The sequence below is a fragment of the Paenibacillus sp. FSL R7-0313 genome (assembly GCF_037969885.1).
Lineage (GTDB): Bacteria > Bacillota > Bacilli > Paenibacillales > Paenibacillaceae > Paenibacillus.
In genome coordinates this window covers 912,716-933,484 of the sequence record NZ_CP150219.1, presented here as the reverse complement: position 1 = coordinate 933,484, position 20,769 = coordinate 912,716, and the positions used below count along the sequence as shown (strand labels likewise).

The 20,769-nt window shown below is 47.0% G+C and carries 17 protein-coding genes; 13 read left to right on the top strand and 4 right to left on the bottom strand.

Features of this window, described 5'->3' with window-relative positions; all coding sequences use genetic code 11:
- Positions 1-2 precede the first annotated feature (2 nt).
- The 4 genes from pdxA to NSQ38_RS04095 form a co-directional block, all read right to left on the bottom strand.
- Positions 3-1,004, bottom strand: coding sequence for a 4-hydroxythreonine-4-phosphate dehydrogenase PdxA (gene pdxA / locus NSQ38_RS04110; protein ID WP_339787312.1), 1,002 nt, complete (start codon positions 1,002-1,004; stop codon positions 3-5).
- Positions 1,001-2,296, bottom strand: a complete 1,296-nt coding sequence (locus NSQ38_RS04105; protein ID WP_339787308.1) for a four-carbon acid sugar kinase family protein — start codon at positions 2,294-2,296, stop codon at positions 1,001-1,003. The genes pdxA and NSQ38_RS04105 overlap by 4 nt, the downstream gene beginning before the upstream one ends.
- A 93-nt stretch (positions 2,297-2,389) precedes the next feature.
- A complete protein-coding gene (locus tag NSQ38_RS04100) occupies positions 2,390-3,376 on the bottom strand; it encodes a 2-keto-3-deoxygluconate permease (RefSeq protein ID WP_338589963.1) in 987 nt (328 codons plus the stop codon).
- Between the two features lie 166 nt (positions 3,377-3,542).
- Positions 3,543-5,225 carry a PrpR N-terminal domain-containing protein gene (locus NSQ38_RS04095; RefSeq protein ID WP_339787305.1) on the bottom strand — a complete coding sequence of 561 codons (1,683 nt, stop codon included), beginning with the start codon at positions 5,223-5,225 and terminating at the stop codon, positions 3,543-3,545.
- Between the two features lie 229 nt (positions 5,226-5,454).
- On the opposite strand from NSQ38_RS04095, the gene NSQ38_RS04090 reads away from it, so the two are divergent.
- From NSQ38_RS04090 to NSQ38_RS04030, 13 genes are all read left to right on the top strand, one after another.
- Entirely contained in the window at positions 5,455-5,673 is a 219-nt protein-coding gene (locus NSQ38_RS04090) for a hypothetical protein (RefSeq protein ID WP_338589967.1), read from the top strand.
- A gap of 227 nt (positions 5,674-5,900) precedes the next feature.
- Positions 5,901-6,602: a PspA/IM30 family protein gene (locus NSQ38_RS04085; protein ID WP_339787302.1), complete on the top strand. Its 702-nt coding sequence runs from the start codon at positions 5,901-5,903 to the stop codon at positions 6,600-6,602.
- 191 nt (positions 6,603-6,793) lie between these two features.
- Positions 6,794-7,825, top strand: coding sequence for a hypothetical protein (locus NSQ38_RS04080; RefSeq protein ID WP_047841485.1), 1,032 nt, complete (start codon positions 6,794-6,796; stop codon positions 7,823-7,825).
- Complete coding sequence (locus tag NSQ38_RS04075) at positions 7,822-8,622, top strand: TPM domain-containing protein (protein WP_339787299.1); 801 nt, start codon at positions 7,822-7,824, stop codon at positions 8,620-8,622. Before NSQ38_RS04080 ends, NSQ38_RS04075 begins: the two co-directional genes overlap by 4 nt.
- A gap of 46 nt (positions 8,623-8,668) precedes the next feature.
- Entirely contained in the window at positions 8,669-9,712 is a 1,044-nt protein-coding gene (locus NSQ38_RS04070; RefSeq protein ID WP_339787296.1) for an SPFH domain-containing protein, read from the top strand.
- Positions 9,713-9,962: 250 nt separating this feature from the next.
- Positions 9,963-10,190: a DUF896 domain-containing protein gene (locus NSQ38_RS04065; RefSeq protein ID WP_076333539.1), complete on the top strand. Its 228-nt coding sequence runs from the start codon at positions 9,963-9,965 to the stop codon at positions 10,188-10,190.
- A 132-nt stretch (positions 10,191-10,322) separates the two neighbouring features.
- Positions 10,323-11,279 (top strand): ring-cleaving dioxygenase, encoded by a 957-nt coding sequence (locus NSQ38_RS04060; RefSeq protein WP_339787293.1) that lies wholly within the window; start codon positions 10,323-10,325, stop codon positions 11,277-11,279.
- 230 nt (positions 11,280-11,509) lie between these two features.
- A complete protein-coding gene (locus NSQ38_RS04055) occupies positions 11,510-12,598 on the top strand; it encodes a low temperature requirement protein A (RefSeq protein WP_339787290.1) in 1,089 nt (362 codons plus the stop codon).
- Between the two features lie 495 nt (positions 12,599-13,093).
- Positions 13,094-15,877 (top strand): glycoside hydrolase family 3 C-terminal domain-containing protein, encoded by a 2,784-nt coding sequence (locus NSQ38_RS04050; RefSeq protein WP_339787287.1) that lies wholly within the window; start codon positions 13,094-13,096, stop codon positions 15,875-15,877.
- A 185-nt stretch (positions 15,878-16,062) separates the two neighbouring features.
- A complete protein-coding gene (locus NSQ38_RS04045) occupies positions 16,063-16,254 on the top strand; it encodes a hypothetical protein (RefSeq protein WP_017691199.1) in 192 nt (63 codons plus the stop codon).
- A gap of 449 nt (positions 16,255-16,703) precedes the next feature.
- A complete protein-coding gene (locus NSQ38_RS04040) occupies positions 16,704-17,468 on the top strand; it encodes a copper homeostasis protein CutC (protein ID WP_339787284.1) in 765 nt (254 codons plus the stop codon).
- Positions 17,469-17,498: 30 nt separating this feature from the next.
- Complete coding sequence (locus NSQ38_RS04035) at positions 17,499-18,959, top strand: alpha-L-fucosidase (protein ID WP_339787281.1); 1,461 nt, start codon at positions 17,499-17,501, stop codon at positions 18,957-18,959.
- A gap of 1 nt (position 18,960) precedes the next feature.
- A complete protein-coding gene (locus NSQ38_RS04030; RefSeq protein WP_339787279.1) occupies positions 18,961-20,739 on the top strand; it encodes a glycoside hydrolase family 35 protein in 1,779 nt (592 codons plus the stop codon).
- The last annotated feature ends 30 nt before the right edge of the window (positions 20,740-20,769 follow it).

Sequence of the window (20,769 nt, the reverse complement as noted above, 5' to 3'; positions counted from 1 at the left end):
TCTTAAACTTGATCCTTCGGCGCCAGCTCAATGGCAGAGCGAATGGCAGCCAGCATACTTTTATCATCGGCGATGTTTTTGCCAGCGATATCGAAGGCTGTACCGTGGTCAACGGATGTACGGATGATGCCGCCTTTCAGGCCAACGGTGATGTTCACGCCTTCCTCGATGCCCATTACTTTGATCGGCGCATGGCCTTGGTCGTGGTAGCAGGCTACAACGATATCGAAGTCCCCGCGACCAGCGCGGAAGAAGAGTGTGTCCGCCGGGAGTGGACCAACGACGTTAATGCCTTCCTGCTGTGCACGCTCAATGCCGGGCTGCAGCTTCTCTTCTTCTTCACCATTACCGAACAAGCCGTTCTCTCCGGCATGAGGGTTGATTCCGCATACGGCAACGCGCGGATTCTCAAAGCCTGCTTTTTTCAACGTATCATGAGCAAGCTTCACAACGGTGTACGTTCTTTCCGGGTTGATACTTGCAATGGCATCGATCAGACCCATGTGTGTTGTCAGGTGAATAACGCGCAGATTCGGCGTGGTCAGCATCATAGAGAAGTCCTGCGTATCCGTCAGATCCGCCAGAATCTCGGTGTGTCCCGGGTACAGGTGCCCCCCTTGGTGCAGAGCTTCCTTGTTCAAAGGCGCGGTGCAGATGGAGTGAATCTGCTGTTTTTTGGCAAGATCAATGGCTTTGGCGAGAAACTGGAATGCTGCATCCCCAGCCACGGCAGATACTTTACCGTATTCCAGATCCGCTGGAACGAGATTCAGATCGATCACATCTACAGTACCGAATTCGTATTTGGCTTCGGAAGGCTCTTGAATAGCATGGACGTTCAGCGTTGATCCGATAACCGGCAGCACACGCTCCAGAATCTTCGCATCACCAATCACGAGTGGATTGCACTGATCGTACATCTCTTGATGACCCAGTGCTTTCATAATAATCTCCGGTCCAATACCTGCTGCGTCGCCCATCGTAATTCCAATTGTAGGTTTCATACAAGAATACCCCCTTTTAATTTTTGAATCGCATGAATAAAGACATCGGGTTTGCCGAATCCGCCTGCTTTGGTAATCACATGCAGATCATCAATCCCTATAAACTTGGAGATCGGCACGCCGATTTCAAGCTCATCCAGCAGCTCGAAGCCGCTAATATTCCATTTCAGACAGATTTGTTTTGCCGTATCGCCACCGGTCATGGATACCCCTTTGAAAAGTCCCTCTTCCAGCAGTCTGGCACAGATCTCACCCATCGCGAGTACAATTTGGTTGCTGACTTCCGTGTGATTGAGACCACGAACTTCGCCCGTTGCCCGTGCCAGTTCGATATCCACCTGTTCAGCGGTGGAGTAGAGGACAACATCTTGTCCTTCCAGCGCTTTGTCGCGGACCTCCTTATAGACACGTTCCATCTCTTCCGTGCGGTCTGCGGTTGCAGATACCGCTTTGAAGGAATGGAAAGAGACTGAAGCTACGCGGGACTTGCGCATCAAGCGATGCAGCTGCTCACGGGAATTCTTGTTTACGCTGCCTACTACCGTGAGGATGGGACCGGAATTCTCCGGGATATCAAGTGAAGCAGCTCTGGATTCCAACGCGTAATGCGCGGGGAGGTAATTGGCAATGCCTGCCGAACCTGCCCAAGCAAAGGTATAATCCATCTCGTGGGTCATCTGCAGAATCAGTTCCAGATGGCGTTCTTCGGTGGAGTCCACCATTACATACGGGATGTTATTTGTTTTCAACTGCTCCAGTTTGGTGCGAATATGATTCTGCCCGCCTTCCAGATCGGCGACGGTGATCTCGCCAACTTCGTACTTGGTCTGTTGTTTCAATAAGTCCGGAAGGTAGGAAATCGTTACAGGTGTCTTCGGATCATGGGCAATTTCAGTATCTGCCAGCGGAACGCCGTTCAGGTAATGAATTCCTTCTAGTATCGTCCGGTTATTTTTTGGATAACCCGGGGCAATCATCATAAAGTCCGGCTTTACGACATCATATACAGCATCAATCTCGATACCGATATTACCGCGCATGGTGGAGTCCATTTTTTTGAAAATCGTCTCAAATCCATTGTTTGTCAGCAATTCAGCAGCACGATATACACGATCATACGCTTCTTGCGAGGATATGGAACGACTATCTGTATCAAAGACGACAGCATCATATCGTGTAAGAGGTCCTTCATCCATATTAAAAAGAACACTGGTCTTCAAGCCATGACGGGCAAGCTGCACCCCGCTGTCATTGGCACCGGTCAAATCATCTGCAATAATAGCTAATTTCATGCAGTCATCCCTCCTTGTAAGCAAAATTTCATAATAAGTCCGTCAGATCATCAATTGGCACAGATTAAGCATATCGGATCAGGTGATAACCATTTATGTGGTTGGTCGTTGATTGTATTTCTCGACTCCACCTGACTTCTCCAGTCGTTTGGAGAGGAAGCCGATGAAGATTGGCAACAGGATGGCCGTCGTTACAACACTCGCCGCAATCTGCACCGTAGCAATCTCGGCAATCGGGCCAAATGAAGCATTAGCAGCCACGATGGCAGCAGGTGTACCTACGGCATTCCCGGCTGTTGAACCTTCGGAAGCACCAACGATGGGGTTCCAGCCAATGGCTTTAAAGAGCAGGAAACCGATTCCGCCCGTTAATAGCACGGTCAACACACCCAGTAAAATTCCGCTAAGACCACCTTGAATGATGGAGGAGAAGCTAATGTTCATACCCAGAGCAAATGCGAAGAACGGAACAAGTTTGTCACTGCCTTTATGCAGCCACCCCGCCAGATTGCGGTCCAGATTACCAATAATGACACCAACGATGAGCGGAAGCAATACCGCAACAAAGGCCATAGGGGAGAACATGCCGTTGGCAAAACCCATCGCACCAAAGATGGAGAGCGCTACCATGGTCAGGAATGGACCATCACTGAGTGCCAGGAAAGGGTAGGCTGCCTTGTCATCTTCTTTACCGTATTGACCAGCGAGTGCGATGTACAAACCGCCATTGGAGTTAGTCATCGCAGCAATAATGGCAAGCGGGGCAAGGCCGAGAAATAACCCGTTTGAATCCGCAAACAAAATAGCGATAAAACCAAGGGCTGCACCAATCACCCATTTGAACGTAAGCAAGGTCAAACCTTTGCCGACAGAGGAACCTGCTGTTTTAAACGTAATCTGTGTACCCGCAATGAACAGGAACAGGGCAATCAAAGTACTGGCACTGTTGACAAAAAGGGCTTCCGTGAATCCGCCAATGCGCAGAGCATTCGGGAAGAATGTATTGATGGTTGCACCAAGTAACAGGGGAACGACCATCATACCGCCAGGGATGCGATCTAAAGTTGCTTTAATGTTCATAGTAGTAGCTCCTTATGAAGTAATCGTTTTTATGAAGCGCTTGCAGGGATTATGTTATCCCATATCGTTTAATATAGCAACAATAAATTATTGTAAATTTTAAATACTCGGTAAACTGTTTAAAAATGCAACATATAAAGACGATAAAAAAGACGCAAACTTAAAGTTAATCTTTAAGTTTACGCCATAATGTGGCCCGGTTAATCCCCAGACGCTCTGCGGCCTTCGATTGATTGTTATTTTCCTCCTGAAGCACGAACTGAATAACTTCCTTCTCAATCTCCTTCAGCGTACCGTTCAACTTCATTGGGCTTGAAGAAGGCTGCTGATCCAGCAAGCGGGATAAGGTAGCCGTGGTGATTACATACTCCTGTTCATTGAGTGCAGCCTGCTTGATCAGATGTTTCAGCTGGTTGACATTCATATGTGTGATCTGATCTTGGATCAGCTGCAGTGCATCTTCTTTTATTCTCACCGCAGTAGTTCCGTATTGCTGGTAGTAACCCGTAAGGAAATGCTGCATCAGTGGAGCCAGATCCTCGGGTCTATCCGCAAGATTTGGCATCATGATTGTATTAAGCTCCAGATCGAGTGACCAATGCGGGTTCAATATCTGTTCCCCGAGTATAAATACCCCAATCTGATTTTGAAGGCAGTTCTGGATAAAGGAGAGCAACTCCGGATCTTCCATACGTGTTTCCATGTGGTTAATCTCTACATTTCGAACCTTGGCGAGTGGTATCTTGTGCAAATGACCGGGCGGAACTTGCGAGAGATCCATCTGTAATAACAGTCCGCCACCGGAGTACATCTGATGAATATGTTTGACCAGAAAAGATTTACCGGAATCCGCTTCACCCAGCAGATAGATCGGTTCATGATGCTCGTAAAGTGCCCGAATGTTCTTTAATACCGCCTGCATGGCAGGGGATTCAGCAACAATAGGCTCCATCGATGCGTCCGTGAACGTTGTTATGCCAAATTGTGCAAAGGCATAGGGTTGTCCTTTTTCCAGCATATATACCTTGTAGTTCCTGTTGTCCAGGGTTGTTTCATAGGCATTAACCGTGAGCTGGTAATCGTCCACCATGAACACATTTTGGATCTGGGATTGATGGAATTCCAGACTGGTGTTGGTCAGATACATGTGATTATCGGTCAGCGGATTTTTCTCAAAATCAGTCAGGTTCTCGAATACCACTTCATTCCGTTCATTTAAAATAAGTAAATTCGGATGTTCCCGTGTAACCAGGTCATTCAGGATGATCGATATCGCATGATTTTTACTCAAATAACGGTAGACTAGCTGTGCATCCTCCATCGCTCTAAGAATGGATTCCTGGCCAGATTGAATTAACAATCCCTCCAGACCATAGGTCTTCGCGGTGTTGACGGTGATCACATCTCCGACAATCTGTCGGTACCCGGAAGCCTTCAACTCCAAGAGCAATCGTGCCACATCTTCCGAGCTATGTATGGTATAGACCTTGAGGGGCAGATCCATCAGATCAATAATGGATTGTGCACCAGAGGTGATGTTGGAGAAGCCAACAATGGCTGTTTGGCCGTTAAACTGGCTTGCTAGTGTAAGTGAACGAATCATATCATAGCCCGATAACTGCACATCAATGACGGGAATGGTCACTGCTTTTTTAATCAATTGGGCGGTTCCGCCGCGGCTGATGATAATCTCTGCACCATTTTTCTCAGCTTGAGTAGCTAATTCCACACCGTTTGCCAAGTCGCCCACGTCCGTCTGAATGGTTAACTGGGGAAAGCGAGGAATGCACTCTTGTATAATAGGAATCATCGATTCGTAGGGAGCAATAAAGTGAACTCGTGTACGCATAATTTTCCTGCCTTTATAGAAAACTTTGATCCCCTTATTATAGCCAACTTACGAAGGAATGGCACCTATGGGGGAACCAACACGGTTGTGTCTGCAAAATGCCTGTTTGATATGCCTTCATAACTCTCCCGAGTGGAATGTGATGAAGTACACTGAATCGAATCGTTATGTATTTCAAAATTAATGCATAATTGCACACGATAAGTGTAGAGAAATGAGGAGATTTCATATGGGAGACATTCATAAAGTAGCGGAGCCGGATCACATCATTAAGGATGTTGTCGGAAAGTTTTCGTGCAGGGTACTGTGGAGTGAGGGCCGTCCATGTCTGGAGTATCAAAGGGAAGAGGATGTGGCGTTAATCACAGAATACGTCCGCATTACGTACAAAGTTGAACTATTGGATGTGTTTTTCACAGCGGTGGAGAGTCTTCCGGTGGAGCCATAGTTAGGTAGGGATTTGTAGAGTGCGGGCAAAGGGTTAGTACTTACGTTTTTGTGTGTTTATACAAGGTCATGAGGCGACACTATAGGTGCTCGTCTTTTTTTTATTACTCCATTACTTTCTGACTTTGGATCGTACGGACTCCACTTGCCAACGTGAAATGTGAAACGTATGTGGGTGTATTCATGTATTATAGTATACATATGAACTTTTCGGAGGAGGAACAAGTAATGGGAATCTTATCGAGGTTTAGAGACGTGATGAAGGCGAATGTGAACCACATGTTATCTCGGGCGGAAGACCCGGAGAAGAGCGTGAATGAGTATATGCGAAGCCTGAGCAGTGATCTGGGTCAGGTGAAGGCTGAGACAACGGCGGTGCTGTCAGATGAGAGCCGGGCGAAGCGAGCATTGGATGAGTGCAGTACCGAGGTCAAGAAATTACAGCGGTACGCTGAGAAATCAGCGGAGTCGGGAGACGAAGATAAGGCACGTGGTTTTCTGGAGAAGAAAGTGAAGCTTGCTGACAAATTGAATGAATTACAAGCCGCCTATGAACGTGCTTCCGCCAAAGCCAAGATGATGAAGCATATGAACGATAAACTGGTTGCAGATCTGGGACAACTGGAAGCAAGGCATGCAGAACTGAAAGGTCGCATGGCAGATGCAAAGGCGCAGCAACAGGCTAATGAACGGAATGCATCTGCGGGCAGAGCTGATGCCGCATTGAAGGCCATGGAAGACAAGGCGAACCAGGCGCTGAACGAAGCAGAGGCTTTGGCAGAACTTCGAGCTGGGGCACAGGAAGATGATTTGGACGAATTAATTGCCCAGTTGGAGAGGGACATGAACGCCCAAGCGGGTAATAATGAAAATACGTCGCCAAATGCGGAGGAAGAACTCGCAGCGATTCATGAAAAGCTGAAGAAGTGAGTTTAACTTGTACACTACAAGTAGAGGGCAGAAATAAGCTGAAGAAGCGGAGCGTGCGCCTTTATCACCGGATTTTACCCATACAAAGGGTAATCAAAAAATTCGGGGATAAGAGCGATCGGAAGTTTGTTCTGCCAGCGAAGTTTACAGTGTCAATTAGAATCATATTTCGTTAACATTGAGGTGAGCAGATGCCGGTTATTGAATATAAATGTCCCAACTGCGGCAGTGGTATGATCTTTGACAGTGTATCAGGTGCATTATCCTGTCCCAGCTGCGGCCGACAGGACAACATAGAGCAGATTCCAGATCCGTTGAAGAGACAAGTGTTTACGGAGAATGAGGTCAAGGAATACCACTGTAACAGTTGCGGAGCTGACATTGTCACGGAGCCGGAGACCAGTGCGACGACATGCAGTTTCTGCGGTGCAGCGGTTGTACTCAGTGATCGGCTGACGGGCAATCTGGCCCCCGCGATGGTGATTCCCTTTTCGATCAACAAGGATCAAGCCAAGCAGGCTTTCAAAAAGTGGTGCAAAAACGGCCTCTTAACGCCAAGTGGTTTCATGTCCGCCGATCGTATTCAGAGCATTACTGGTATGTACGTGCCGTTCTGGTTGTACGAGTTACATAATAAAATCGAAGTGCATGGTCGTGGCACCAAGGTCAGATCTTACACCCAGGGCGACTACCATTACACGGAAACACAGCATTTTGATATATACCGCCGAATTCGGCTGAATTATGTGAATCTGCCCATTGATGCGTCGGAGAAAATGAAGGATGAACTGATGGATAAGCTGGAGCCTTTCCCATATAATCAGCTGAAATTGTTCAAGACCCCGTATCTGGCGGGGTACATTGCGGAAAAATACAGTTATACGGACGAGGAACTTTTTCCACGGGCCAAGGATAAAACGAGATCGTACATTGATTCTTATATTGCTTCAACCGTATCCGGATATAGCAGCGTGAGCTACACGGACAAACAGATTGATACTACGCTCAAAAATGCAGACTATGTGCTGCTCCCGGTGTGGATGGTCAACTATGACTATAATCGTGCGCAGTATACCTTTGCCATGAATGGCCAGACAGGTAAAGTGGTCGGTAAACCGCCGATCAGCAAAGCCAAAGTAGCTGGATGGTTCGCAGGAGTCTCTGCGGTTTCCTTGCTATCACTGAAGCTGGTTTCCTGGATGATGGGAGGTGGATTCTTATGAGAAAAAGAACCCCTCTGGCCGTGATCGCTACGCTTATTTTACTTATGATAACCCTTGTCGCTCCGTTGATTCCCATGTCATCGGCATCCGCAGCGGAGAACAAAAATCTCATCTACGATGAGGCCAACCTGCTGAGTGAGCAGGAGAAAAGTGAACTGAATCTACTTGCGAATCAGTATGGCGCGGAACGGCAGACGGACTTTGTTATCTATACAACGAATAATGTTGAGAATAAGGATGTTATGCTCTTAACGGAAGATTTTTATGATGAGCAGGGGTTAGGGTACGACAAGAAATTTGGCAATGCTGTCATATTGACGATGGATATGAATAATCGCGAAGTGTATCTGGCTGGATTTTATAAGGCTAAAGAATATCTCAGCGATCAGCGGCTTGATGCGATCCGTACCCGAATTACCTCTGAATTGTCCAGCGGAGATTATAAACTCGCATTTGAGAAATATATTGAGCTCTCTTACAAATATATGGGGTATGAACCCGGTGTGAATCCGAACAATATTTTGTTCAACGGCTGGTTTCAGTTAGGAGTATCGGTGGTCCTTGGTGGTATTGTTGTTGGTATGATGACTTATCGTTCCGGTGGGCGTGTCACGGTCAATCGTGCGACTTATGAGGATTCAAGCAATTCCAGTGTAATTGATCGTCAGGATCGTTACATCCGTACAACCGTAACCAAGCGCAAAATCGAGAAGAACAATAACAATGGTGGAGGCGGTGGAGGTGGAGGTACCTCCCGAGGCGGTCATTCACACAGTGGAAGTAGAGGTTCGTTTTAGTAACGGAGTCTGCGAATTATGTTAAATAGAAGGGATGGAAACGAATATGGGATTTTTCAGAAATCAATTTTCGAATGTGGTGGAATGGGAAGAGTTTAGAGATGACATGATATTTTGGAAGTGGAGCAACCGGGAGATCAAGAAGGGGAGTAAACTGATCATCCGCTCCGGTCAGGACGCGATTTTCCTGAATAACGGTAAAGTGGAAGGCATTTTCGAGGACGAAGGATCGTTTAATATTGATTCCGAGATCATTCCGTTCCTTTCTACCTTAAAAGGGTTCAAATTCGGATTCAACAGCGGCATGCGGGTCGAAGTACTATTTGTAAATACGAAAGAGTTCACCGTGCGCTGGGGCACGCAAAGCCCTGTATTGATTCCAACACCACAACTCCCGGGTGGGATGCCGATTCGGGCCAACGGCACATTTAATTTTAAAGTAAGTGACTATGTCACCCTGATCGATAAGATTGCAGGCATTAAGCAGAGTTATCTGGTGGAGGATGTCAAAATCCGAATCACTTCCGTGCTGGATCAGCTTCTAATGAAGTGGATTAGCCGTGAAGGGAAGGATATGTTCAACCTGCAAGCCAATGCATCGGATATTGCCAAAGGTATTCAGGAAGATCTGGATATGCAGATGATGGATATCGGCATTGGGATTACCGGTTTCCAGGTGATGAGCTTCAATTATCCGAAAGAGATTCAAGATATGATTACGAAGACCGCTTCGCATGAGATGATTGGTAATCTGCAAAAGTATCAGCAGGTCAGCATGACAGACGGCATCTCATCCGGTAAAGTGCAGGGCGGCGGGGCGGCCTCGGATATGGCAGGCATGATGATGGGTATGAACATGGCCAATGAAATGATGAAAAACATGAACCAGAACCAAGGCCAGAACCAGAACAACAATGCCAATTCGTCTTCGAATCAAAATAACGACCAGATGCCAGCGGGAAATAGCAACGGTGATTCAGGTAACTCTTCATCTACAGAAGGCAACAAAAAGCCAAACTTCTGCCCGAACTGTGGAGCCAAAAATGAAGGAGCCAACTTCTGTCCAAATTGTGGTCAAAAGCTGGGCTAATCAAATAAATACATGTAGGGCTAGGTTCGTAGTAAGTGAAATTACTGCGGAGCTAGCCCTTTTTTTGTGGAGTGCATAGTTGAAGCAATATGACACAGAGCGGGAAGCAAGTTCATTTAATTTAGTTTAGATAAAAGAGTTGACAACCGATCACAAATCATTTATCTTTAACTTAAGATATTTAATTTGAATATAAATAACAGCCAAGAACAAATATCTTTAATCCATTACATGAGGAGAGATCAAGATGATGATCCCAACATTGACCAGAATAAATGAACTTTCAAGAAAAGCCAAAGAGGGCGGATTGACGGAGATGGAGAAAGAGGAACAGGCTCGTCTTCGCAAGGAATACCTGCAAACTTTTCGCGGTTCGGTCAACGACATTCTGCTGAATGCAACCATCTATGATCCAAACGGCGATGACGTGACTCCTGATAAATTGAAACAAGAACAGGCCAATCAAAATAACGACTAGCATATAATTCGCTAGATCATATATCTTAATTTAAAGATAATGCAAACTTACTATAAATCAACTAACTAACTCAAATATCTCTAACACCTAATCAATTTAAAACATGCTTACCAAACCAAGGAGGAATTAATCATGACTATTCAAACAGCAGGTATTCACCATATTACAGCTTTCGCAGGCGATCCACAGGCCAATGTTGATTTTTATGCCGGAGTTTTGGGACTTCGTCTCGTGAAAAAAACAATTAACTTCGATGCACCTGATGTATATCATCTGTACTTTGGAGACGAGCACGGAAGCCCGGGTACCATCATTACCTTCTTCCCATCGGCTGGATCACCACGGGGCAAAATTGGCGGAGGTCAGGTCGGCATCACTTCCTATGTCATTCCTCCTGGGTCGATTGGCTTCTGGCAGAACCGGTTGGAACAGTATAACATTGAGGTAACCAAAACAAGTCGCTTCAATGAAGAGCTGCTTCAATTCGAAGATAGCGAAGGCCTGCGGCTTGAGCTCGTTGAACGGGAAGAAGGAGCAACCAGCACTTGGGCGCATGAAGGAATTCCAACAGATAAAGCGATCAAAGGCTTCGGCGGTGCTGTCCTGTTCAGTGTTAATCCGCAAAGAACGATGGATGCTCTTGAAAAAATCATGGGATTTGTCAGAGTGAGTGAAAATGATGAGTATGCTCGTTTCCGGTCCAGCGGGGATATCGGTAATGTCGTAGATGTTCCAGTGACCCGTATACCTCTGGGTATGGGCGGCGCAGGAACCGTGCACCATATTGCATGGCGCGCAAAAGACGATGAGGAGCATGCACAGTGGAGCGAAGCTGTACGTGATTACGGGTACCAACCGACTCCAGTTCGGGATCGTCAGTACTTTAACGCAATTTACTTCAGAGAAGCTGGTGGCATTCTGTTCGAAATTGCTACAGATCCTCCGGGCTTTGCCAAAGATGAACCTGCTGACTCGCTTGGACAAAAATTGATGCTGCCAGAGTGGTTTGAGAAATACCGCCCTCAAATTGAGGACAATCTGCAACCAATTGTGGTAAGAACGCTCGCACCTGCTACAGCTGCGAATTAATAAGAAAACCTGAAAAAGCGAAGCGTTCGCCTAAAAACTTTCTGAAAGAAAGCTACATCGGAAGTATACGCTATCCCCGGATTTTTCCTTAGGAAAAGGGAATCAAAAAAATCTGGGGATAACAGCGATTGGAGGGTTATTCTGTCATCGGAGTGTATGTGTGAATCATCTTTAGTTCAACTTATATAGCTGACGTTAGATTATGAGAATAACCAAAGGAGCAACGAAGGATGATGGAGAAAAAGGTTACCTGGCTGGAGCTGTTTTACGATCTGCTCTTTGTAGCAGCGGTCTCCAAAGCGGGTCATGTCTTGTTACATGCCGAACACGGAGTAATTACGTTTGAATATTTAATGAAGTTTGTGCTTATTTTCATCCCTGTTTGGTGGGCATGGGTCGGTCAGACCTTGTTTATTAACCGCTATGGTCAAGACATCCTGATCCATAGAATATTTCTCATCCTTCAGCTTCTGTCCGTGATGGTCATGACGGCGAGCCTTTCTACCCATTTTGACCAATACTACCTGTCCTTCTTCATTGGATATATCGGCTCAAGGGCATTTACGGCGATTCAGTATCTGACGGCTCACAAGTCAAAAGGCGAGCATCAGCAGCAAGCGGCTCGTTACTTGGGCATCTGTTTCCTTATTGGGATATTAATCTCATCGGGCTCACTATTCTTCGATTCCTGGTTGCGCTACTTGATTTTGTATGTGGGGATTGCCGTTGATATTGTGCTTCCCCTGATCGGACGCAAAAACTTGGTGAAAGTGCCCGTTCAGACCCATCACTTGTTGGAACGTTTTGCGCTCTTTACACTTATCCTGCTGGGTGAATCGGTGGTAAGCATTATCGCTGTGTTGCAAGCCGATCATTGGGATATGAAATCGATTTTGTTTGCCGCCTTTACGTCCATCTTTGTCATTGCGATGTGGTGGCAGTACTTCGACAACGTGGAGAAAAAGGTCAGCAAAGAGATCCGTACTGCCGGGCAAGCGATCATATACGGCCATCTGTTCATCTACATCTCCATGAGTATGATCGCTGCTTCAATTCAGCTGTTATATCAGAATCAGTTAAACTATGTGTTCATGCTAGGGTTTGTATTTGGATCAACGCTGTTGTATTTCTTGTCAACTTCCCTTGTGTTTCATCGCTACAGACACGCACATCTGCGGCTGGGCCCGCGTCATCTGGCGGTCATGGTAGGGTTGCTTGTGGCATTTGTCCTTGTGGATCTGGTCTACCAGGTTCCGGGTTATGTCATCATGGGCGAAGAAATGTTATTCTTCCTGGTGTATGCGAAACTTACGACTTAATATGAGTAATATAAAATCAAGAAAAGTCACGGACAACAGATGTCCGTGGCTTTTTATTATGCCGCTAATCCTGGACATGTTTTAATTAAATAAATAAAGCACAAATCTAATTTAATTTCTTCTATAGAATCTGTTAATATGAGACTAGGTACAAGTGAATCTACCAGATCATAGAATATCTTTTATATAAAATGAGTGTACGTTTTGTTATATAAATTGAACTAAACATTTACACGAAACGGAGAGGACAGAAAAAACCTGAAGAAGCGAAAGTGTTCGCCTAAAAGCTTTCTGAAAGAAAGCTGCATCGGAAGCATACGCTATCCCCGGATTTTACCCATATAAGGGGGATTCATAAAATCTGGGGATAACAGCGATCGGAAGGTTATTCTGTCATCGGAGTGTCCAGTGTAAATATTCCTTAGTTTAATTTATATAGTTCATTTTATATATAGCGATTCGTAGATATGGGGATGACAATCAGGAGGGAAATCATTGAGCACACATCAAATCGGAGTTCCATTGGAAGGGTTTGCAGAGTTTAGTCGTACGGTTGCCGCAGAAGGAGCCGTTTTACTCAGAAATGAAGGCCAAGTGCTTCCACTTCGTGAAAACGAAAACGTTTCAGTTTTTGGTCGGATTCAAGTCAATTATTATCGCAGCGGCACGGGTTCAGGCGGTAGCGTTCATGTGGCCTATACAACAAATCTGTTGGATGGTCTTCGCAGCAAAAAGAATATTACGGTGAATGAAGAACTGGCAGCTGTCTATGAGAAGTGGATCGAGGAAAATCCATTTAATGATGGCGGAAAAGTATGGGCGGCCGAGCCATGGAATCAGAAAGAAATGCCTTTGACGGATGAACTCGTTGCACAGGCTAGAAGCCAATCCAGCAAAGCCATTATCGTGATTGGACGTACAGCAGGAGAAGACCAGGATAATGCGGATGCGCCAGGAAGTTACCAACTGACAGAAGATGAGAAAGCGATGTTGAAGCAAGTTACTTCGCAATTTGAACACACAATCGTTGTGTTGAATGTCTCAAATATCATCGACATGAGCTGGTTAAACGAAACGTATCTACATCCAATCCAAGGCGTAATTTACTCCTGGCATGGCGGTATGGAGGGTGGCAACGCGATTGCCGATGTGCTGGCGGGGGACGTTACACCAAGCGGTAAACTGACAGATACGATTGCATATTCCATTGAAGATTACCCTTCGACAAGCAACTATGGCAATGAGTTCAAGAACCTGTATCAGGAAGATATCTATGTAGGTTATCGTTATTTCGAAACGTTTCGACCTGAGCGCGTTCAGTTTGAATTCGGTTACGGCCTGTCTTATACGACGTTTTTGGCCCAGCACGAAGAAGCAAAATCCGTGTCCAAAGACGGCGAAACCTACATTGAAGTTCGTGTAAATGTGACCAACTCAGGTACAACATATGCGGGCAAAGAGGTTGTGCAAGTCTATTATGAAGCACCACAAGGCAAACTGGGACAACCGGTGAAGGCTTTGGTGGCTTTTGGAAAAACAGGATTGTTGCAGCCGGGCGAGTCAGAACTTCTGACGATCAGTTTCCCGATCCATGCGATGGCATCTTACGATGATGCGGGTGTTACAGGTCATGCTTCAGCATACGTTCTGGAAGAAGGCACATACCGACTGCATGTAGGAACCAGTGTGAAACAAGTGCAGCACATTAGCATTGATGGCCAGGATGGCTATAGTATTGAATCTCTTCAATTGGTGGAGCAATTGCAAGAAGCGATGGCCCCAACTGAAGATTTTACACGGATGAAACCAGGTACGCGCAAGGAAGATGGATCTTATGAACTGACTTATGCAGAAGTACCGAAACGTAAGATATCCATGGCGAACCGGATTGAGCAGAATCTCCCGCAAACGCTGGAGCAGACGGGCAACCAAGGCCACAAGCTGAGTGACGTTAAAGCTGGCAAAGTGAGTCTGGAAACCTTCATCGCTCAACTGAGTGATCAGGATCTGGCGGCGATTGTCCGTGGCGAAGGTATGAGCAGTCCGCTCGTTACTTCAGGAACAGCATCTGCATTTGGTGGTGTCAGCGACAGCCTGTTTAACTACGGTATTCCGGTAGCATGTACGGCAGATGGCCCGTCCGGTATTCGTATGGATAGTGGCGAGAAGGCAACACAGGTATCCATTGGTACGTTGCTTGCGGCGACTTGGAACAAGGATCTTGTTGAAGAGTTGTATGTGATGGAAGGACAGGAATTGCTGAGAAATCAGGTGGATACCCTGCTCGGACCTGGACTAAATATCCGCCGGAGCCCGCTCAATGGCCGGAACTTTGAGTACTTCTCCGAAGATCCGCTGATCTCGGGTGTATTTGCCGCAGCGTGTACGAAAGGTATTATGAAGGGTGGTTCCAATGCCACACTGAAACACTTTGCCTGCAACAACCAGGAGAAACACCGCAGTAAAGTAGATGCTGTTGTCTCCGAACGTGCACTGCGTGAAATTTACCTGAAAGGGTTCGAAATCGCCGTAAAAGAAGGCGGAGCAAACTCCATCATGACTTCCTACAACCCGGTTAACGGACACTGGGCGGCATCCAACTACGACCTGAACACCACAATTCTGCGTGGCGAATGGAATTTCGAAGGAATCGTAATGACCGACTGGTGGGCGATTATGAATGATGTGACCGAAGGTGGAGAAGCTGATCGCAAATACACGAACTGGATGATTCGTGCGCAGAATGATCTCTACATGGTTGTACCGAACTACGGCGCAGAGATCAATGGCTGGGACGACAACACGATTGAATCCTTGGAAAATGGAACATTGACGCGTGGAGAGCTGCAACGCTCCGCAATCAACATCTGCAAGTTCATCATGAATGCACCGGTGTCAGGTAGAAAACACGAGATCGTGGAGAACGTCGCTTCTTTCCAAGCGAATGCTTCCCTATCTGCTACACAAACTCAGGATCTGGTTGAGAACGCACAGGTGAAACCTGCGGTAGCTGAACCGGTCTACATGAAAGTGGACGAGGCCGGCCATTATCGGATTATCGTACAGATCATGTCCCCTGAGCCGGAACTGGCTCAAAGTGCATGTAACCTGCTCCTGAATGACCAGTTGGTGACCACCATTCAAACGAATGGTACGGAAGGCAAATGGATCAGACAGAAGCTTGTCAAAGTAGATCTTGAAGCAGGACTGTATGAATTGAAACTGGACTTCACCAAACCAGGTCTCCAGATTGACTGGATCGAATTCAAGCAGGTATAGAAGATAATCGGAAATATCAGGTGATAAGAGCAATCGAAAGGTTGTTCATCAAAAGCAGAATACGTTGGTATATGACAAAGGACACTGTACGCGGGTGTCCTTTGTTGTAACACAGAATAGCTACTGTTATGATAGTGTTATGAGATTCGTAGTTCTGAACAATGGGGTCAGGAGTGTTGCGAGGAATGAGAAATTATAATTTTTTGAGTCCAATCCTGCTGGTTGTGGTGGCGCTGATTGTAAGAGGCCTGGTGACTAACCTGGGAGTTCTTTTCGGACTATCACAAGAAGTGGCGAGTAATATTGCCATGATAGCCATGATTATTGCTGCACTGATTATGTTTAATCGAATGACGAAGGCTCGGCGTAGAAAATAGAAAAAGCTCGGATAACCAGAAGGTTATCCAAGACATGAAGACACCCTCTGGGTGTCTTTTTTTGTATTGACGTTCTGATCCTAACGTTTTAGACTATTGCTAATTGATAATAACATTATAAATAACAAAAATAACAAAACTCATTATTTAAAGTGATGAAATCCGTTGTGCTCTCTATTTGCTAGCCCATTCCGGTCCCCAAAGGAGAATCCAATCATGAAGATCATTACCGACAAACCATATATCGTTCAGGACAGTCAACCTTTGCAGATTGCAATCTGGAAGCTGAACATCGTCAAATAATGATGAAGAAGGACCGCAGGAGCGCTGATGAAGCGTTCAGTCGGTCCTTTATGTCATGGATCAGGCTGTGTGCTGTTCGAGTGATGTCTATCGATACGGGTTAACGGTTCAGGAATAATCTACGATGAAGTGAAGGGAGCGACCTTATGGGAAGACAGCCTGTATTGGAAGTCATTGCTGTGAATGTGGAAGATGCCAAGGCAGCTGAGGAGGGAGGGGCTGATCGGATTGAACTGGTGTCTGCGATGTCCGAAGGAGGACTTACCCCCAGTTATGGCTTCATGGAGCAAGTGCTGTCCCAAGTCTCCATCCCAGTGTATGTCATGATCCGTCCGCATAGCCGCTCGTTCCGCTATAGCGCAGATGACATCCAGGCCATGACCCGGGATATCCGCGTGGCGAAGGAACTTGGAGCCGCTGGTATCGTGATCGGTGCTCTTACAGGAGCTGGTGAAGTGGACCTCCTATCCATGCAATTATGTATGGCCGAAGCTCAGGATTTAGGGGTTACGTTTCATCGTGCAATGGATGTGAGCACAAGTCTGACTGAGGCGCTCAAGGCCATTAACACATTGGGCAACGTGGAGCGTGTGCTTACATCGGGAGGGAAACAGACAGCGCCTGAAGCCATACTGGAACTGAAACAGCTTCAGCAATTGGGGCAAACCTTGAACATCGCTGTCATGGCAGGGTCGGGGGTCACCATAGAGGGAATTCAAACGCTAGTGAGTCAGACGGGTATCACAGAGATACATATGGGATCAGGCGTACGCCGTGAAGGAAGCTTCGACCATCCCGCAGATTCGCAGCTTATCGCTCGAGCCAAGCAGCAGTTATTGCTTGCATCACAGCCATTCATGGACAGTAGTGCACTGAGTAGCGGTCCAAGCAAGGGTGGTCCAATGATTTAGGGATGCGCTAAATAAAAGGAGTGATACGCCATGAATTATGAACTGCAACCAGCCGAATGGATTAAGTCCGCAGCACAGGTCAGCCCATCCGAACGCCAGCTGAGATGGCAGGAGATGGAGTTCTACGCGTTTATTCATTTTACGGTAAATACATTTACGGATCGGGAATGGGGCACTGGGGATGAAGACCCGGCGATTTTCAATCCTTCTGAACTGAGCGCAGCGCAATGGGTGCAGGCTTGCAAGGCTGCCGGGATGAAGGGGCTGATTTTGACATGTAAGCATCATGATGGATTTTGTTTGTGGCCAAGCCAGTTTACAGCGCATACGGTTGCAGCCAGTCCGTGGAGGAACGGTGACGGGGATTTGGTTCGTGAAGTCGCCGATGCCTGCCGTGAGGGTGGATTGAAGTTTGGCGTGTACCTGTCTCCTTGGGATCGGCATGAAGCCACTTATGGAGATTCGGCGAGATATAACGAGTTTTTCCTCCAACAGTTGCGCGAGCTGCTCACGAATTATGGCGATATCTTTTGTGTATGGTTCGACGGCGCGTGTGGGGAGGGTCCGAATGGCAAAAGGCAGGTGTATGACTGGGACGCCTATTATGCGCTTATTCGTGAACTTCAGCCCGAAGCTGTCATCTCGGTATGTGGCCCGGATGTTCGCTGGTGTGGCAATGAGGCGGGGCATACGCGGGAATCGGAATGGAGCGTTGTGCCAGCGCATATGCAGGATAATGAGAAGATTCAGGAGCAATCGCAACAGGTGGATGATGGTGAGTTTGCCACAAGGATTAATACGCAGGACAGTGATTTGGGAAGCCGGGTGGTCATTCGTTCCCAAGGTGACCAACTGATCTGGTACCCTGCCGAGGTGAATACCTCAATTCGTCCAGGATGGTTCTATCATGCCAGTGAAGATGATCAGGTCAAAATATTGGAAGAACTGCTGGCCGTCTATTACGGCGCAGTGGGGGGCAACGCCACCTTTTTGCTCAATCTGCCACCGGATACGCGTGGTCTCATTCACGAACGTGATGTGGAGCGACTACAGGAATTGGGAGATTCGCTGCGTACCATTTTTCAGGAAAATTTGGCCTTGCAGGCGCTAGTAAAAGCATCAGAGACGATGGATGAACAACATGCCGTATCGGAGGTGCTGACGGAACGACGGGAGACGTATTGGTGTCCGCACGAAGGAACCGAGCAGGCTTGGATCGAGCTGGATTTGCAGGGGGAACGCTCATTTGACCGGGTGGTGCTGATGGAACATATCCAGACAGGCCAACGGATTGAGCGTTTTACACTGGAGTCGCAGAGGGCAGATGGTGGTTGGGAAACGTTTTACACGGGGACGGTGGTGGGGTATAAGCGAATTTGCTGTTTCCCACAGGTCACATCGAGAAAGATGCGATTAAGCATTCATGAATCTAGATGGTACCCTACGTTGTCCGGGTTAGGCATATATCTGAGCGAGCGGGGAGGGTTGTAAAATGGCGGTGCTGACGTATAAAGGTTCACAATTTATGTATGATGACGAGCCCATTCGGATTTTGTCGGGTGCCATCCATTATTTCAGAGTGGTCCCCGACTATTGGGAGGATCGGTTACTCAAGCTGAAAGCCTGCGGTTTCAATACGGTGGAGACGTATGTGCCATGGAATGTTCATGAGCCGCAGCCGGGGCAGTATTGTTTTGAAGGCATGGCTGATCTCGAACGTTTTATTCGCATTGCGGGAGATGTGGGTCTAAATGTGATTGTTCGTCCAAGTCCTTATATATGTGCCGAGTGGGAGTTTGGCGGATTACCTGCCTGGCTGCTTGCTGATGATATCCGTCTTCGTTGTAATGATGCAAAATTCCTGGAGAATGTGGATCGTTATTATGATGTGCTTTTGCCCAAATTGAAACCTCTTCTGAGCACCCATGGTGGGCCGATCATTGCAATGCAAATTGAAAATGAGTACGGCAGCTTCGGGAATGACGCGAGTTACCTGCAATATTTACGTGATGGCATGGTGGAGCGAGGTATGGATGTGTTGTTATTTACCTCGGACGGGCCGACAGACCACATGCTGCAAGCCGGATCAGTGGCGGGGCATCTGGCTACAGTCAATTTTGGATCAGGAACGGAGGGAGCGTTCGCCAAGCTGCGTGAATATCAGGCGGGCGAACCTTTGATGTGCATGGAGTATTGGAACGGCTGGTTCGACCACTGGGGTGAGTCGCATCATACCCGAGAAGCCGCAGATGTGGCTGTTGTGTTTGAGGAGATGCTTCGAGCAGGAGCTTCGGTTAACTTTTATATGTTCCACGGGGGAACAAACTTTGGATTTTACAATGGGGCGAACTGTCAGCAGAAGGATCAATACGAACCCACAATTACAAGTTACGACTACGATTCACTGCTCAGCGAATCCGGGGAGCCGACAGCGAAGTTCCATGCCGTACGTAATCTTATTGCTCGGTATAGCAACGAAGATCTGGGTGAGCTTGTGCTGCCAGAATCGAAGGGGACCATCGCTTATGGGCGAGTGGAGTTGACTCAGCAGGCATCCTTACTGGCGCAGATGGACCGGATATCAGCCCCGTTGCAACGCACGAATCCAGAACCGATGGAGAAGCTGGGTCAAGATTATGGATTTATTTGTTATCAAACCCGAGTATCCGGTCCGAGGGAGCGACAGGAACTGGTGATTCAGGAGGTGCGTGACCGTGCGCTTGTGTTTGTTAATGGGCAATTTCAGGGCGTGCTGGAACGGGGGAATACAGCAGTATCGATTTCTTTTGAAGTACCGCCAGAGGGCGCAGAACTATTGATCCTTGTTGAAAATATGGGGCGAATCAATTATGGCCCGTACCTGAGAGATCCGAAGGGGATTACGGAGGGTGTGCGACATGGCTTTCAATTTTTATATGATTGGACGATTCATTGTCTGCCATTAACTGATCTGTCGGGTTTGCAATTTAGTGATGTGATTAACGAAGCAATTAACGAAACAATTAATGAAGTACAGGGACCAGCATTTTATCGAGGAGAGTTTAATATCACGGATGTAAGAGATACTTTTCTGCGCCTGGATAGCTGGACCAAGGGGGTTGCATTTGTAAACGGATTCAATCTGGGGCGCTACTGGAATAAAGGGCCGCAAAAAACGTTATATGTACCAGCCCCGCTCCTTCGTGAAGGTGAGAATGAAATCATCGTATTCGAGCTTCATCAGACGTCTGAAGTGGCCGTAACGTTTGTGGATACACCGGATTTGGGCTAGGAAAAGGAAAATAGGTGAGCCAAACGATTA